9 protein-coding genes and 1 pseudogene are annotated in these 16,807 nt (G+C 67.6%); 9 read left to right on the forward strand and 1 reads right to left on the reverse strand.

Annotated elements, in window-relative coordinates; all coding sequences use genetic code 11:
• Window positions 1-97 precede the first annotated feature (97 nt).
• The 7 genes and pseudogenes from G3W89_RS11805 to G3W89_RS11835 all read left to right on the forward strand — a co-directional run bounded on the left by G3W89_RS11805 (window position 98) and on the right by G3W89_RS11835 (window position 13,827).
• A complete protein-coding gene (locus tag G3W89_RS11805; RefSeq protein ID WP_232076806.1) occupies window positions 98-1,507 on the forward strand; it encodes an efflux transporter outer membrane subunit in 1,410 nt (469 codons plus the stop codon).
• 80 nt (window positions 1,508-1,587) lie between these two features.
• Window positions 1,588-2,244: an aspartate/glutamate racemase family protein gene (locus G3W89_RS11810; RefSeq protein WP_162574262.1), complete on the forward strand. Its 657-nt coding sequence runs from the start codon at window positions 1,588-1,590 to the stop codon at window positions 2,242-2,244.
• Between the two features lie 257 nt (window positions 2,245-2,501).
• Window positions 2,502-8,210 (forward strand): autotransporter-associated beta strand repeat-containing protein, encoded by a 5,709-nt coding sequence (locus G3W89_RS11815; protein ID WP_162574263.1) that lies wholly within the window; start codon window positions 2,502-2,504, stop codon window positions 8,208-8,210.
• A gap of 93 nt (window positions 8,211-8,303) precedes the next feature.
• A complete protein-coding gene (locus G3W89_RS33500) occupies window positions 8,304-9,401 on the forward strand; it encodes an ESPR domain-containing protein (RefSeq protein WP_162574264.1) in 1,098 nt (365 codons plus the stop codon).
• A 218-nt stretch (window positions 9,402-9,619) separates the two neighbouring features.
• Window positions 9,620-11,713: pseudogene (locus tag G3W89_RS33300) on the forward strand (autotransporter-associated beta strand repeat-containing protein); the annotation flags it as partial.
• A gap of 206 nt (window positions 11,714-11,919) precedes the next feature.
• Complete coding sequence (locus G3W89_RS11830) at window positions 11,920-12,930, forward strand: autotransporter family protein (RefSeq protein WP_232076482.1); 1,011 nt, start codon at window positions 11,920-11,922, stop codon at window positions 12,928-12,930.
• A gap of 72 nt (window positions 12,931-13,002) precedes the next feature.
• Window positions 13,003-13,827, forward strand: coding sequence for an undecaprenyl-diphosphate phosphatase (locus G3W89_RS11835; RefSeq protein ID WP_162574267.1), 825 nt, complete (start codon window positions 13,003-13,005; stop codon window positions 13,825-13,827).
• Window positions 13,828-13,941: 114 nt separating this feature from the next.
• On the opposite strand, the gene G3W89_RS11840 is transcribed toward G3W89_RS11835, so the two are convergent.
• Complete coding sequence (locus G3W89_RS11840; protein ID WP_162572178.1) at window positions 13,942-15,702, reverse strand: hypothetical protein; 1,761 nt, start codon at window positions 15,700-15,702, stop codon at window positions 13,942-13,944.
• Window positions 15,703-15,788: 86 nt separating this feature from the next.
• On the opposite strand from G3W89_RS11840, the gene G3W89_RS11845 reads away from it, so the two are divergent.
• Together G3W89_RS11845 and G3W89_RS11850 are read left to right on the forward strand one after the other, a co-directional pair.
• Complete coding sequence (locus tag G3W89_RS11845) at window positions 15,789-15,935, forward strand: hypothetical protein (RefSeq protein ID WP_162572179.1); 147 nt, start codon at window positions 15,789-15,791, stop codon at window positions 15,933-15,935.
• Window positions 15,936-16,273: 338 nt separating this feature from the next.
• On the forward strand, window positions 16,274-16,492 hold the full coding sequence (locus tag G3W89_RS11850) for a hypothetical protein (RefSeq protein ID WP_162574268.1): 219 nt from the start codon (window positions 16,274-16,276) through the stop codon (window positions 16,490-16,492).
• Window positions 16,493-16,807: the final 315 nt, after the last annotated feature.

Here is a 16,807-nt window from a genome sequence, read left to right on the forward strand (position 1 = left end):
GGTTGATGCAACCACAACGAACATGAACGCCCCGAACGCAACTCTTTACCGGCCCCGGCCCCGGCCCCGGCCGCTGCGCTGCGCTGCCGCGGTCTCGATGGCTCTCGCGCTCAGCGCCTGCGCCATCGGCCCGACCTACGAGCAGCCTTCCACCGCCTTGCCCGCGTCCTGGAAGGAAGCCCCCGCCGCTACAGGCTGGCTCCCCGCCGCTCCCGCCGATGCCCTGGACCGCGGCGAATGGTGGAAGCTCTTCGGCGACCCGGTGCTCGACAAGCTGGCCGCCCGCGTGCAAGTGTCCAACCAGAACATCGCCGCTGCCGTGGCCAACTACACGCAGGCCCAGGCGGTGGTGCGCGAGCAGCGCGCCGCGCTGTTCCCCTCGCTCTCCGCCGGCGGCAGTGCGAACCGCTCCGGCGCTCGCAACAGCTCGCCCAGTACCACCACCAGCGCGTCGCTGCGGGCTGACTGGGCGCCCGATGTCTGGGGCCGCCTGCGCCAGGCAGTGAGTGGCGCACAGGCCAGCGCAGAGGCCAGCGAGGCCGACCTGGCCTCTGCGCGCCTGTCGGCGATCGGCGAGCTCGCAAGCAACTACTTCTCGCTGCGCGAGGCCGATGCCGAGCTGCGGCTGCTGGAGGTCACGCTGGAGGGCTACCAGCGCAGCCTGGAGATCGCGCGCAACCGCTACAACGCCGGCATCGCGGCCCAGACCGACGTGCTGCAGGCGCAGACGCTTTACGTCAACACGCAGGCCGAGCGCGTGGCACTGAAGCGCAGCCGCGACACGCTGGAGCACGCGATCGCCGTGCTGGTCGGCGCCGCGCCCGCCGAGTTCAGCTTGGTCGCGGCCGACTGGACGCCCACGGTGCCCGGCATTCCCACGGGCGTGCCATCGACGCTGCTGCAGCGCCGGCCCGACATCGCCGCCTCCGAGCGCGCGGTGGCGGCGGCCAACGCGCAGATCGGCATCGCGCGCGCGGCCTACTTTCCGAGCTTCAGCCTGAGTGGTGCGCTCAGCAGCAATGCGAGCCGGGTGGGCGATCTGTTCAGCGCCTCGAACACGTTGTGGTCGCTGGGGCTGTCGGTGGCGCAGACCGTGTTCGACGCCGGCGCGATCGGCGCCCAGGTCGACCAGGCGAAGGCGGCGCACGAGGCAGCGGTTGCACGCTATCGCCAGACCGTGCTCATCGCCTTCCAGGACGTCGAGGACCAGCTCACCGCGGGCGCGAGCCTTGCGCAGCAGGAAGGCCTGCGGCGCGAGGCCTCGGCGGCGGCGGATCGCAGCGAGCAGCAGTTCCTCAATCGCTACCGACAGGGGCAGGTGAGCTATACCGAGGTGGTGACGGCGCAGGTCTCGGCGCTCAATGCGCGGCGCGCGGTGCTGCAGTTGCAGGTGAGCCGTCAGAGCGCGGCAGTGGGATTGATCCAGGCGTTGGGAGGGGGCTGGCAGGGTCTCGTCCGCAGCAGCGACAAGGGCGACTGCTGCTCCGGAACGATGACCCCGCGATGAAGGCGCTGGTGGACCGCGCTCAACGCCGAGACGAAAGAGGGCTTCGCCATCCGTCGTCCAAAGGCATCTTAGAATTCTCGATGATCCGTATCGCCCTGATTCACGCGCTCGCCCATTCGGTGCCACCCATCAACGCCGCCTTCGAGCGCGACTGGCCCGAGGCGCTGAGGATGAACCTGCTCGACGACAGCCTCTCCGCCGACCTGGCGCGCGAAGGGCGAGGGCTGGACACGGGGATGCACGAGCGCTTCCAGCGGCTGGCGCAGTATGCGGTCGACACCGGCGCGCAGGGAATTCTGTTCACCTGCTCTGCGTTCGGGCCGTGCATCGAGGCGGTGGCGCAGCGGTATGCAGGGATCCCGGTGCTCAAGCCCAACGAGGCGATGATCGCGGAGGCGGCGGCCGGGGCTGCAACTGGCAAGCTCGGGCTGATTGCCACCTTCAGGCCGACGCTCGAATCCATGCCGCCGGAATTCCCGGCCGGCGTCCACCTCGCTCTCGCGCTGGCCGAAGGTGCGCTCGATGCGCTCAATGCGGGCGACACCCACACGCACGACGAACGCATCGCGGCGCAAGCCCGTACGCTGCGTGATCAGGGCTGCACTCGCATCGCGCTTGCCCAGTTCAGCATGGCGCGTGCCCGCGCAGCTTGCGAGGCGGCCTCGGGCCTGCCGGTGCTGACCACGGTCGACAGCGCGGTCAGGGCGCTGCGCACGCGCCTGGCAACGCACGCATAGCGGTCTTCGCGCTTCGCCGTCTTCGCGCGCCGGTGCTCCGAGGGGCCGACCGGGCGCGAATGAATTCTCGCTTTTTGTCGCATTTGCCTGATCGCGCAGGCGAGCATTTCTAGCATTCGACCGTCGCCGATCTTCGGGTCTTACGAGCAGCGGTCTGAGCCTCCGGCGTGTGCGTGGGAGACGATGGCCTCTGCCGGGCGGTAACGCCCGCCCTGTACGTCTTTGTACGCGGGTCCCTGAAACACCCAGGAGCCCGTATGAACAAAACACATCGCAGCCTTTGGAACCCCGCGCTGGGTGCCTGGGTGGCTGCTCCCGAGAACGCGCGTGCGCGAGGCAAGCGCGGCGCTTCGCGCATCGGGAGGGCTGGCGCACTGATGGCCGCCCTGTGCTGCGTCGTCATGCCTGAAGCCCAGGCGTGTACGGCAGCCAGCACGGCCCAACTGGCTGCCTGTATCGCGGGCAACGATACGGTCATCGATCTCTCGGCATCCATCATCCTGGACGCGCAGTTGCCGGTGATTGGGCGAAGCGTGACGATCAACGGCAACGGGCACAGCCTCGATGGCGCGGGGCAGTTCCGGGGCTTCTTCATCGGCGCGGGAACCACCACGGTCGATCGCTTGACGATGCAGCACTTGCTGGCGCAGGGCGGTCAGGGCGGAACGGAATCCTTTCCAGGCGGTGGCGGCATGGGCGCTGGTGGTGCGGTGTTCGTGGCCGGTGGGGCGGGGGCCAACCTGAACGACGTGGTCGTCATCGACAACCGTGCCGCGGGTGGCAATGGCGGGAGCAGGGTGTTCAACGGAGGCGGCAGAGCCGGCGGCGGTGGAATGGGCGGCGATGGCAGCAGCGGCACTCCCGACTATGGCGCAGGTGGCGGCGACGGTGGCGGTGGCTTGTTCGACCCCGGGCTGCCGAGTCCGATCGGGGGCAGCATCGGCGGCAAAGGCGGCGGCCCCGCGGGCGGCACCGGCACCGGCGTCAATGGCAACAACGGCGGTTTGTACAGTGGCGGCGCAGGGGGCGGGCGCGACGAGGCTTCCGGCGGAAATGGCGGGCTCGGCGGCGGCGGCGGTGGCAGCGGCGCTGGCGGCAATTTCAGCGATGGAGGCAACGGAGGGTTCGGTGGTGGCGGCGGTGGCGGCTACAGCCGGGCAGGACGCGGCGGCTTCGGCGGTGGAGGGGGCGGCGGCAACGGTCTTGACGCGGCGGTCGGGGGCTTCGGCGGTGGCAATGGGGGCATCGGCACGTTCGGCATCGCGGGCGGAGGCGGTGCGGGCATGGGCGGCGCCATCTTCGTCATGGATGGCGGCTCGCTCACCTTGGGCGGCAATACCGAGGTGCGCGGCAACGGCGTCTCTGCCGGCGAGAGCGGCGGCGGTGTTGCGCAAGCCGGCTCGGCCTTCGGCGCCGGCATCTTCATGCAGGGCGCGGGCAGCACGATGGCCTTTGTGCCCGCTGCCGGCAACACGCAGACCGTGACCGACACGATCGCCGACCAGAACGGCTCCGGCGGCACCGGCACCATCGGCCTCGACAAGCGCGGCGCCGGACGGCTGGTCCTGTCGGGCGCCAATACCTACAGCGGCGGCACCAGCGTCAATGGAGGCGCACTGTCGATCTCCGCGGACCAGAATCTCGGCCAGGCTTCGTCCGTGCTGACCCTCGACGGTGGCACGCTGCAGAACACCGCAGCCTTCACAACGGCGCGCGCCATCAACCTGGGAGTCGCCGGCGGCAGCTTCCAGACCGATGCCGACCTGAGAGCCACCGGCGTCGTGGCAGGAACTGGTGGCTTGATCAAGACCGGTCAGGGCACGCTGACGCTCGCCGGCACCAACACCTACAGCGGCGGCACCACGATTTCCGGCGGCGAACTGTCGGTGGCGTCCGATGCGAATCTCGGAGCCGCTTCCGGCGCCCTCGCGTTCAATGGCGGAATTCTTCAAGTCACCGACGCCGCATTCCGATCGACCGCTCGCACCATTCAGATGAGCGCGAACGGAGGAGGCTTCGACATCGTCCCGTTTTTCGGGGCCTTCAATGTCGGGCAGGTACTCACGGGCGCCGGTGGCTTGACGAAGAAAGGAGCCGGCACGCTGGTGCTCTCGGGCGCCAACACCTACTCCGGCGGCACCACCCTGGCGGGAGGCGTGCTGGTGGTCTCCGCAGACAACAACCTCGGCGCGGCGTCCGGCAGCCTGACCTTCGACGGCGGCACCCTGCGCAGCGGCGGTTCCTTCACGATGGGGCGCAACATCGATCTGCGCGCGGGCGGCGGCACATTCCAGATCAACAACTTCGTCACGGCGAGCGGCGTCATCAGCGGCGAAGGCGGATTGAGGCAGACGGGTGTCCGCCAGCTGACACTCTCCGGCGTCAACACCTACTCGGGTGGCACGACCATCAGCAATGGAATCCTGGTGGGCAGCGCCACCAGTTTCGGCAGTGGCGCGATCGCCAACGACGCTGCGTTGGTGGTCCAGCAGCCGGTTGACGGCACCCTCGTCAATACGATCTCCGGCAACGGCACATTGACCAAGAGCGGTGCCGGCAAGCTGACGCTCACGGGCGTCAACACCTACCGGGGCGGCACCACCATCAGCGCCGGCATCCTCGCCGGCAGCGCCACCAGCTTCGGCAGCGGCGGGATCGCTGACAACGCCGCGTTGCTGATCGATCAACCGGGCGATGCCACATTTGCCAACACGGTTTCGGGCAGCGGCGCATTCACCAAGACCGGTGCCGGGACCTTGACCGTCACAGGCACCAATACGTATGGCGGTGGCACCACGCTTTCGGCCGGCAAGCTGTCGGTTTCGAGCGATGCCAACCTTGGCGTTGCGTCCGGCGCGCTCGCGTTCGACGGCGGCATGCTGCAAGTGACCGGAACGGCGTTCGGGTCCACCTCCCGCACGATCGACTGGGGCGCCAACGGAGGGGGCTTCGACATCGTCCAGGGCGACGCCACATTCCGGGTCGGCCAGGCGCTCACGGGAAGCGGTGCGTTGACGAAGGAAGGCGCGGGCACGCTGGTGCTGTCGGGCGCCAACAATTACGCCGGGGGCACCACCAACAGCGCCGGCACCCTGAGGCTCGAAGCCGGCGGAACGCTGGCGGGGGCGATCCTCAACAACGCGACCCTCGATATCGCCAGTGCCGACATGGGCGCCGTGACGGCCATCCAGAACAACGCCGCACTGAACTTCCGCGGCGCAGGCTCCGCTGGCCGGGCGGCCATCAGCAACAACTCGACCGCCGACTTCTTTGACACCGCGACAGCCGGCGACGCGGTGATCGCCACCGCCGCGAACGGAACCACTCGCTTCCATGATCGAAGCGCCGCAGGGCAGGCCCGTTTCGTCAACGCGGCAGGGGGCGTGGTCGATTTTTCCGCGAGCGGCGGGCTCGCCGGGGATGGAAAGCTCTCGGCCGGCTCGATCGAGGGCGCGGGCCGATACGCACTCGGCGCCAACGAGCTCACCGTAGGCAGCAACAACCTGTCCACCGTCGTGAGTGGTGTGATCGACGGGGTTGGCGGATCGCTGGTCAAGAGCGGCACCGGCACCCTCACCCTTGCAGGGGCCAACACATACACAGGCGGTACAACGGCAACGGGGGGCGTGCTGTCGGCTTCGGCAGACGAGAACCTGGGGGCAGCGTCAGGTTCGCTGACCCTCGACGGCGCGACGCTGCACACCACCGGTCTGTTTGCGAGCGCGCGCGGCATCCATCTCGGCACCCGCGGCGGGACCCTGCAAACCGATGTCGATCTCGTGGTGAGCGGTGCGGTCGCAGGCGCGGGCAGCTTGACCAAGACCGGCGCGGGCACCTTGATGCTCGGGGGCGCGAACAGCTATAGCGGCGGCACCGAACTCAAGCAGGGGGGACTCGCGCTCGGCAGCAACGATGCGCTGGGCACGGGGCCGCTCGCCATGCACGGGGGGACGGCGTTGCGCTTTGCTGCCGATGGCCTGACGCTCGCGAACCCTATCGCTTTCACCGACGCCGTCGATCCCACGATCGACACGGGGCCCTTCACTGCCACCCTGGCCGGTGCCATCAGCGGGCCTGGGGATCTCGGCAAGACCGGAAGCGGCACGCTCGTCCTGGCGGGTGCCAACATCTACACCGGCGCGACGAACGTGAGCGAAGGCAGCTTGCGTGCCGGAGCTTTCAACAGCTTCAGTCCTGGCTCCGCTCACAGCGTGGCTGCAGGTGCCACCTTCGACCTTGCGGGCTTCAGCCAGAGGATCGCTGGCCTCGACAACGCGGGCACCGTGTCTTTGATCGGCGCCGTTCCGGGCACCACCCTGACGGTGACGGGTCCCTACGTGGGCAACGCGGGCCTGCTGCGCCTGGGTGCGTCCCTGGGAGACAGCAACAGTCCCAGCGACCGGCTGATCCTCAGCGGCCCGAATGCGGCTGCCAGCGGGCGCACCACAGTTCAGGTGGTGAACTTCGGCGGGCTGGGTGCGCTGACGACTGGCAACGGCATCGAACTCGTCAGTGCGCTCAACGGCGCCACGACCACTGCGCAGACCAGCAGGGATGCCTTCGCGCTTCAAGGTGGCCATGTCGACGCCGGTGCCTACGAATACCGCCTGCAGCCTGCCGACGCCACAGGTGCCGGGGAAAACTGGTATCTCCGCTCCACCAGCACTTTGTTGGTGATCCCGCCTCTGCCAACGGTCCCGGCAGGGCCAGTCTTGCCCGGGGGATCGCCGGGCTCGCCTGGCTCGCCGGGTTCACCGGGCTCACCGGGTTCACTAGGGTCGCCGGGTTCACCAGGGTCGCCGGGGTCGCCGGGGTCGCCGGGGTCGCCAGGGTCGTCGGGCTCCACGGGCTTGCCCGGATCACCGGACACATCCATTTCACCGACCTCGCTTGTTGCGCTGATCTCTTTGATTTCTCAAATCTCGTCAGGATCACCCGGCTCGCAGACCGTGCCGACTCCACAGCTCACGGCAATCCAGGTCCCCACCTATCGATCCGAAGTGCCCCTCTTCGCAGCACTGCCGGAGCAACTGCGCCAGGGCAACCTGGCCATGCTCGGCAACCTGCACCAGCGCCTCGGCGACGACGACGTGCGCTCGGCTGCCGGCGCACAGACCACCGCTGCCTCGGCCACCGGCGAACGCCGCGCCTGGGGCCGCGTCCTCAGCACCGGCCTGAACATCCAGCAAGGCGGGACCGTCAGCCCGCAAAGCGAAGGGCGCCTGAGTGGCCTGCAAGCCGGCACCGACCTCTGGAGCAATGCCAACTGGCACGCCGGCCTCTACGTCGGCCAGCTCGACGGCGACATGGAGGTGAAGGGGTTCGCGCGCGGCATCGCCAACCTCGCCGTCGGCAGCAACGACCTGCGCAGCCAGTACCTGGGTGGCTACGCCACCTACACCGATACCAGCGGCTTCTACGTCGACGGCGTGCTGCAGGCGGGGCGTCACCGCTACGAGGTCAAGCCCCAGGCCACTCTGCGGACCAAAGGCAAGGCCAGCAGCCTGAGCGCCTCGCTGGAGCTCGGCCAGTCCTTCTCGCTCGGCGAGGGCTGGCAGATCCAGCCGCAGGTGCAACTGGTGCACCAGCGCCTGGACCTCGACGACGTAGACATCGCCGGCGCACGCGTGCACCAGGCGCGCGATGGCACCTGGCTTGCCCGCGTGGGCGTGCGCGTGAAGGGCGACATCGCCACCAGTGCTGGCCGGCTGCAGCCCTATGCGCGGGTGAACCTGTATCGCGCCTCGGGCGGCAACGATGTCACTCGCTTCATCAACCCGGCGGCCAGCACCGCCATCGAGAGCAGCAGGGGCAGTACCTCCACCGAATTCGCCGCGGGGTTCACGCTGGGGCTGAGCGAGACGACCAGCCTCTATGGCGAAGTGGGCAAGCAGTGGAATTCGGGCGGGGCGACGCGCGTGCAGAGCTCCTTGAGCGGGTCCGTCGGCATCAAGGTGCGCTGGTAGGTGCCAAAAAACGATGAAGCGAAACCGGTCGTAGGCATCCCCTGCCTGGCGCCCGTCACGCGGCTGATTTTTATATCGACCTGAGAGATCCCCATGAATAGAACACATCGCAGCCTTTGGAACTCCGCGCTCGGCACGTGGGTGGCCGCGCCGGAGAACGCTCGTGCGCGAGGCAAGGGCGGCCGCGCTGCTTTGTGCATGGCGAAGGCCTGTGCGCTGACCGCGGCCGTGTGGTGCGCCGGCCTGCCTGCCGCCCATGCGTGTGTCGCTGGCAACACAGACCAATTGGCTGCCTGCATCGCCGGCAACGATTCGGTCATCGATCTCACCGCGTCCATCACGCTCACCCGAAACCTGCCGGTGTTGTCGCGCAGCGTGACCATCAATGGCGGGCAGAACCAGAACCAGAGCTTCATGCTGGATGGCGACGGGAAGTACCGCGGTCTCGTCATCGGTGCGGGCACCACGACCGTCAACAATCTGATCATGCAGAACCTGCGCGCCCAGGGAGGTAACGGCGGGACGGACTACATCCCGGGTGGCGGCGGCATGGGCGCGGGCGGGGCAGTGTTCGTGATGACCAGCGCAGGGGCCGACCTGAACAACGTACGCATCATCGGCAGCAGCGCGGTCGGTGGCAGCGGCGGTGCGCCGCTGGACCAGTCGATCGGCAATAACTCCGGCGGCGGCGTAGGCGGCGGCGGTGGGATGGGCGGCAATGGTGGTGGATTTGTCGCGGGAGCAACCGCGGTGGCCCGCGGTGGTGGCGGCTTGTTCGACGACGGCGGCGTCGGTTTGGCGGGGACCACCGTTTTCTTTCGCATTGGCGGGATCGGAGGTGGGCCAGCCGGCGGTGCTGGGGGTAACCAAAGCAGTGGGGAAAACGGCGGCCTCTACAGCGGTGGAGGAGGAGCCGCCAATGCGCTTGACGAGACAACGATCAGACGCGGCGGAAGCGGCGGCTTCGGCGGCGGCGGCGGTGGTGGAGCGCGCTTCGGCGGTGGGGCCGCTTCGCAGTCCGGAGGCGAGGGAGGCTTTGGAGGTGGCGGTGGTGGTGGTACGAGGGCGGCGGGGCAGGCGGCTTTGGCGGTGGCGGGGGCGGGGGCTGGGCCGACCTCGCTTCGGGTGTTGGTGGGTTCGGCGGAGGGAACGGCGGCTCCGGCTTTGAGCTTCCAGGATTCCCTTCCCTGAGGGGAGGCGGCGGTGGCGCAGGCATGGGCGGTGCCATCTTCGTCGTGGAGGGCGGGTCGCTCACCTTGAGCGGCAGCACGGAGGTGAGCGGCAACAGCGTGGTTGGTGGCATCAAAGGCTCCTCCGTTGCGCAAGATGGTTCGGCTTTCGGCGCAGGCATCTTCATGCAGGGCAATGGCACGCTTGCCTTTGCGCCTGCTGCCGGCGCAACACAAACGATGGCTGACGTGATCGCCGACCAGACCGGCTCTGGCGGGACACCAAGTAATGCCGGCAGCGTCGGCCTGATCAAGAGAGGCGGCGGACGGCTGGTCCTTTCCGCCGAGAACACCTACAGCGGCGGCACTACCGTCACCGGTGGAACGCTGTCAATCTCGTCAAACCGGAACCTGGGCTCGGCGCTCACCCTGGCGCCGTTGACGCTCGATGGAGGCACTCTGCAAGGCACCGCAAGCTTCACGATGGCCCGTGACATCCACATCGGCAGCGGTGGGGCCGGCATTCAGACCGACGGCGACTTGAGTTCCGACGGCGACATCTCCGGCACGGGCGGCGTGACAAAGACCGGCGCAGGCCTATTGATCCTCAATGGAAACAACACTTACCTGGGCGGCACGCGCTTGGTCGAAGGCATGGTTTCCGTCTCCAGAGATGCGAATTTGGGTGAGGCCGCGGGCGGCCTCGTGCTGGACGGTGGCACCCTTCGGACGGTCGGCGATCTGACGACGAACCGCGCCACGACTCTGGGGGGTGGCACGATCTCGACATCCGGGTCACTGACCCATCGGGGTGCAATCGGCGGACCAGGCCCTCTCATCAAGGAAGGATTCGGCAACTTGGTCCTGACCGGCGCCAACACTTACGGCGGCGGCACCATCGTCGCACTGGGCACGTTGTCGATTTCCGCAGACCAGAACCTGGGCCAGCTATCCACTCCTCTGACCGTCGCCAGCGGCACGCTGCGCACGACCAGCGCCTTTGCCACGGCCCGCCGCATCGTGGTCTCCGAGGCTACCTTTCAGACCGATGCGGATCTCGTGGCGAGCGGCGACATCGAGGGCCGGAACTTGATCAAGACCGGTACCGGCACGTTGACCCTTGCCGGCAACAACACTTACACGGGCGGCACGCGCATCAACGAAGGTGTGGTGTCCGTATCCGGCGATGCCAACCTGGGCGTTGCCGCCGGGCTTCTCTTCTTCAACGGGGGAACGTTGCGAGCCACGGGCAACCTGACTATGAACCGCGGCGCAACCGTCGAAGGGCAGGGCGGCACGATCGACACGCTTGCGGGCACCGTCGTGACGCAAGGAGGCTCGATCGGCGGCTCCGGCGGCCTCGTCAAGACCGGTGCCGGCACCCTGACCCTGACCGCGACCAACAGCTACGGGGGCGGCACCACCCTCGATGCTGGCACCTTGGCTGGGAGCGCGACCAGCTTCGGCGGTGGCCCCATCGCCAACAACGCCGCGCTGCGCATCGACCAGCCCGTCGATGCGACATTCGCAAACACTGTCACCGGCAGCGGAACCTTGACCAAGACCGGCACCGGCACCCTGACGCTCACCGGCGAGAACAGCTACAGCGGGGGCACCGACCTCAAGCAAGGCGGCCTTGCCATCGGCAACAGCCGTGCGCTCGGCACCGGCGCGCTCGCCATGCACGAAGACACCAAATTGCGCTTTGCCGCGGACGGGCTCGCGCTGAGCAACCCCATTGCCTTCACCGATGCCGTCGATCCCATCGTCGACACCGGCCCCTTCACCGCCACGCTCGCCGGGGCCATCACCGGCCCTGGCGACCTGAGCAAGATCGGAAGCGGCACCCTCATCCTCTCGGGCGCCAACAGCTACACCGGCGCCACCGGCGTCACTGAAGGCACTCTGCGTGCAGGTGCAGCCAACACCTTCAGTCCGGGCTCGGCCCACAGCGTTGCCTCCGGCGCCACGCTTGATCTTGATGGCTTCAGCCAAGGCATCGCGGCCCTCACCAATGCTGGTACCGTCTCCCTCATCGGCTCTGCCCCAGGCACCACCCTCGCCGTCACCGGCCCGTACGTGGGCAACAACGGCCTCCTGCGCCTGGGCACCTCGCTGGGAGACAGCGCCAGCTCCAGCGACCGACTCGTCCTCAGCGGCCCCGCAGCCGTGGCCAGCGGGCGCACCACTGTGCAGGTCGTCAATTTCGGTGGCCTGGGCGGCCTCACCACCGGCAGCGGTATCGAACTGGTGAGCGCCATCAACGGCGCCACCACCACTGCGCAGAGCACGAAGGACGCCTTCGCCCTGCAGGGCGGCCATGTGGATGCGGGCGCGTACGAATACCGCCTGCAGGCGGGCGATGCGAACGGAGCAGGAGAGAGCTGGTATCTGCGCTCCACCAGCACCATCATTCCCCCGCCCCCGCCCCCGCCGCCCCCGCCGCCCCGGCTCCTCCGGCTCCTCCGGCGCCGCCCGCCCCACCGGAGCCCCCGGCCCCGCCGGCACCCCCGGCACCACCGGTGTCCGCGGAGCCGCCGGTGTCATCACCCGCGGCCATCCAGGTGCCCACCTACCGCGCCGAAGTGCCCCTCTTCGCAGCACTGCCGGAGCAACTGCGCCAGGGCAACCTGGCCATGCTCGGCAACCTGCACCAGCGCCTCGGCGACGACGACGTGCGCTCGGCTGCCGGCGCACAGACCACTGCTGCCTCGGCCACTGGCGAACGACGGGCATGGGGCCGCGTCCTCAGCACCGGCCTGAACATCCAGCAAGGCGGGACCGTCAGCCCGCAAAGCGAAGGGCGCCTGAGTGGCCTGCAAGCCGGCACCGACCTGTGGAGCAATGCCAACTGGCACGCCGGCCTCTACGTCGGCCAGCTCGACGGCGACATGCAGGTCAAGGGTTTCGCCCGCGGCATCGCCAACCTCGCCGTGGGCAGCAACGACCTGCGCAGCCAATACCTGGGCGGCTACGCCACCTATACCGATACCAGTGGTTTCTACGTCGACGGCGTGCTGCAGGCGGGGCGTCACCGCTATGAGGTCAAGCCCCAGGCCACTCTGCGTACCAAGGGCAAGGCCAGCAGCCTGAGCGCATCGCTGGAGCTCGGCCAGTCCTTCGCGCTCGGCGAGGGCTGGCAGATCCAGCCGCAGGTGCAAGTGGTGCACCAGCGCCTGGACCTCGACGATGTGGACATTGCGGGTGCGCGCGTGCACCAGGAGCGCGATGGCACCTGGCTTGCCCGCGTGGGCGTGCGCGTGAAGGGCGACATCGCCACGAGTGCAGGCCGCCTGCAACCCTATGCGCGCCTGAACCTGTATCGCGCCTCGGGCGGCAACGACACCACAAGCTTCATCAACCCGGCAGCCCGCACCGCGATCGCCAGCAGCAGGGGCGGCACCTCCACCGAACTGGCAACAGGCTTCACGCTGGGCCTGAGCGAATCGACCAGCCTCTACGGCGAGGTCGGCAAGCTGTGGGCCTCGGGCGGCGACGCCCGCGTGCAGAGCTCCTTGAGCGGATCCGCCGGCATCAAGGTGCGCTGGTAGAGGAGGCGGCGCCCTGAACGGAGGCTGACCGGCCTCCTCGCGATAATCGGCGCTCTTGAAAAAGGAGCGTGCGTGGATATCGTTTTGCTGGCCAAGGCCGCCATCATGGGCATCGTCGAGGGACTCACCGAGTTCCTGCCCATTTCGTCCACTGGCCACCTGATCCTCGCGGGTGCGTTGCTGGGCTTCGACGACGAGAAGGCCAAGGTCTTCGACATCGCGATCCAGACCGGCGCGATCCTCGCCGTGATCATCGTTTACTGGCAGAAGATCCATTCCACGCTGGTGGCGCTTCCGCGCCAGCACAAGGCGCAGCGCCTGGTGCTCAACGTGCTGATCGGCTTCCTTCCGGCCGTGGTGCTCGGGCTTCTGTTCGGCAAGCTGATCAAGGCGCACTTGTTCACCGCGGTGGTGGTCGCCAGCACCTTCATCATCGGCGGCTTCATCATTCTCTGGGCCGAGAAGCGCCCACCTGGTGCAGTGCGTGTCGAACACGTCGACGACATGACGCCCTGGGACGCGCTCAAGGTGGGTCTCGTGCAGTGCTTCGCGATGATTCCGGGCACCAGCCGCAGCGGTGCCACCATCATCGGCGGCATGCTGCTGGGCCTGTCGCGCAAGGCAGCGACGGACTTCTCCTTCTTCCTTGCGATCCCGACGCTGATCGGCGCGGGTGCCTACAGCCTTTACAAGGAGCGGGCACTGCTGTCGATGGCGGACCTGCCCCTGTTCGCAGTCGGCCTGGTCTTCTCCTTCGCGAGCGCCTGGCTCTGCGTGCGCTGGCTGCTGAAGTACATCAGCACCCACAATTTCATTCCCTTCGCCTGGTACCGAATTGCCTTCGGAATCGTGGTGCTCGCCACTGCATGGAGCGGTGCGGTTGTGTGGGCTGAGTAGCCTGAGGTCTGAGTTGAACTCAGGCGTCATGGCACGGTTGAGGCGTTGAACCGCGAAGAGCACCAAGAAAGAAAGGCCCCGCAGGGCCTTTGGTTCTTGTACCCCTCGGGCAGGTCAAGGTACGTTGGCAGTCAGTGCATGCATCGGCTTGCCCGGCGTCGAGAACGAGCCGTAGTACTCCACCGGAACGCCGCTCGTGCCCTGCACCGGAGTGCTCTGCGCCCACGCGGTCCAGCTTCCATTGTGGAACAGCGTGTCGGTGCGATAGGTCGCGACCTTCTTGTCGTTGTAGCACATCAACAGCTGAGCATTCGATTCGTTGCTGTAGTTGTCGATGTCGGCCAGACCCACCGGGTCAGCGCACTGTTCAACGCTCGTCTTGTACTGAAGGCCGATGGCACCGCCGGCTCCGCTGCCGTTCAGACGAACATAGCCAACATCACGGCCAGGGCGGCCGACGAACCAGAAGCCATTGTTCAGATCCACGTTGCCCGTCTGCTTCATCCCCAGCATCGTCGCGATGGACGAGACATACGGCAGGCCTGTCACGGTCGAGCGCTCGGAGATGTTTCCGGCGGCGCAGCTCTTGTTGTTCGCGGTGCCGGGCACGCAATCGCCGACGGCCATCACGTGCACCGTTCCCTGGCCAGTTGCGCTGTTGGTCACCACCCAGTTGAACGGCTCACCAGGAGTCTGCGGAGCGGGACGGGTGCCGGTGAACTTCACGGCAGCCACTTCGTCGGCAAACGCCACGGTCTTCACCACCGGCATCGTCACGCCGGAGAGCGCCATCGTCTGCGGCCACTGGGCATCGGACATTCCGAGATTCTCGCGCTCGCCCTTCGTGTGATTCGCACCGTAGTAGCTGTCGTACACCCAGGAGAACAGCGGCTTCAGGTCGAAGTACACGACCTTCTTTTCGCTCTTGCTGGCCACAGCCAGGAGACCACCACGAGCGATGCGGCCGCCGTTGGAGCCACCGTCGCGCAGCTCCATGTAGTGGTCCTTGACCGGTGACATCGAGTAGCCAATGGCACGAGCGTCGCCGCCGAGCATCTGCCACGGGTGCATGCCGGTGTTCACCGCCACGGAGGTAGGAGCAGCCATGCCCGGGACGTCGACGTAGCCGAGGACCTTGAGGAAGCCGGTGTTGCCCTGGTTCGGCAGGCCTGGGTAGGCTTCGCGCCATTCTTCCCACCATCTGTAGGCCAGGCCCGGGGCTGTCCAGGCAACATCTTCCGGCATACCCGCGGCGATGATCACCGCGACCTGGCCCTTGCGGGTGGCCTTGTCCCAGACGGGAACGAACAGGAATTCGGCCTTGTTGGTCATCGCCGCAGCGACCGGCAGCTTACCGGCGGCGAGCTTGACGCTCACGCTGTTCGCTGCGGTGTTCGAGCCGACGCCGAAGATCGTGCCATCCGCGGTTCCGATCAGGCGGGATGTGCCGTTGTCGCTGCTGATGTCGTTCGAGCTGGCGACGAACATGGGCTTGACGTTGCCGGCGGGGATAGCGCCCGAAGAACGATAGCCCGACAGGTTGTAGTGCTCGATCTGGAAGCCACGCTGCCACTGCGGTTGCGGCTTCAACTGGCCGGTGTTGTTCGTGTACCCGGAGGTCTGGAGCGACACCACGCCGGAACCCGAAGTTGCACCGACGGTCACGACATCGGACTGCGAGGTGGAGTAGGCACCCCCGTCTTCTCCCGTGGCCTTGCCATGCTCGTAGATGCTGCCGATCTGACCCGCGTTCTGCGTGCCGCCTGCGGCGATCGTGTAGTGCGGACGCTCATAGAGGTTCACGCCACCGGTACCCGTCGCAGCCTTGCCGCGCGTGTAGTCGATCCACGCATCGGTTCCAGCCGCGGCGTACATCGCGTCCCAGCTCGCAGTGTTGAGGCTGCCGTCGGTGTTGACGATGTCACCAGCAACGGGCGTTGAAGGCGCAGGAGCGGGGGCCGGTGCAGGGGCCGGCGAGGGCGCAGGGCTGGGAGCTGGAATCGGTGCTGGTGCTGGTGCTGGTGCTGGTGCCGGCGCGGGTGCGGGTGCCGGTGCCGGTGCCGGTGCTGAGGCCGGCCCGGCTGAGACGCATGTCTTCGCCGTCATGAACGCCGGGTCGTTGCCGAAGAAAGTGTTCGTGCACGCTGCTGTCCCGGTAACCGACTTGGTGACCCAGCGCGAGTCGGCGCCGTACTTCACCAATGTAGGGGCGGGCACCGTGAAAGAGGAGCCTTCCTGGGCGAGCAGGGTTCCTGCGGCAGGAGCAGTGGAAGCCGGAGCAGGAGCCGGAGCGGGAGCAGGAGCGGGAGCAGGAGCGGGAGCCGGAGCGGGAGCAGGAGCGGGAGCAGGAGCGGGAGCGGGAGCAGGAGCAGGAGCAGGAGCAGGAGCAGTCTGCACGTAACACGCCTTCGCCACATATTCCAGCGGGTCGCGGCCGAAGGTCGCGTTGCTGCAGACCACCCTGCCGGAGAGCTGCTTGCTCGTCCAGGCCGAATTCGCGCCGTACTGCACCACCGTCGAGGAGGCCAGGTTGAACGTCTGGTCTTCATTGGCGACCTTGACCCAGCTCGAATCGAGCTTGCTGAGCTGGGCTGCCTCTTTGTCTGCCACTGGCTCTGTTGTCGATGCGGCCGGCGAAGCAGCAGGCGCCGAATCCGTGCCTTGAGGGAGAGCGAAGCTGCCCCCTGCGCCGCTTCCTCCACCCCCGCATCCTGCGAGCGCGCTGGCGGCGACGCAAAGCAATAGGGCGTGTTTGTCGATTTTTCTCACTGAGTCTCCTGATTGGCTTGAAGTTGGAAAAAAGAAGTCCCCTTGCGTCTTCGAAGGCGCAAAGAACTTGGCGAAGAAATCGGAAAAGGGCCCGCCGAGGCGAGCGGCTACAGGGGCGGCGCGGTGGGCGCGCCTTCCCCGGTTGCTAGTGCGTGGTTGGAGGTGGCTGCAGATCGAACCCAGCGATCACGGCGGCAGCCTCGCCGTTCAA

The sequence above is a fragment of the Variovorax sp. PBL-H6 genome (assembly GCF_901827155.1).
Lineage (GTDB): Bacteria > Pseudomonadota > Gammaproteobacteria > Burkholderiales > Burkholderiaceae_C > Variovorax.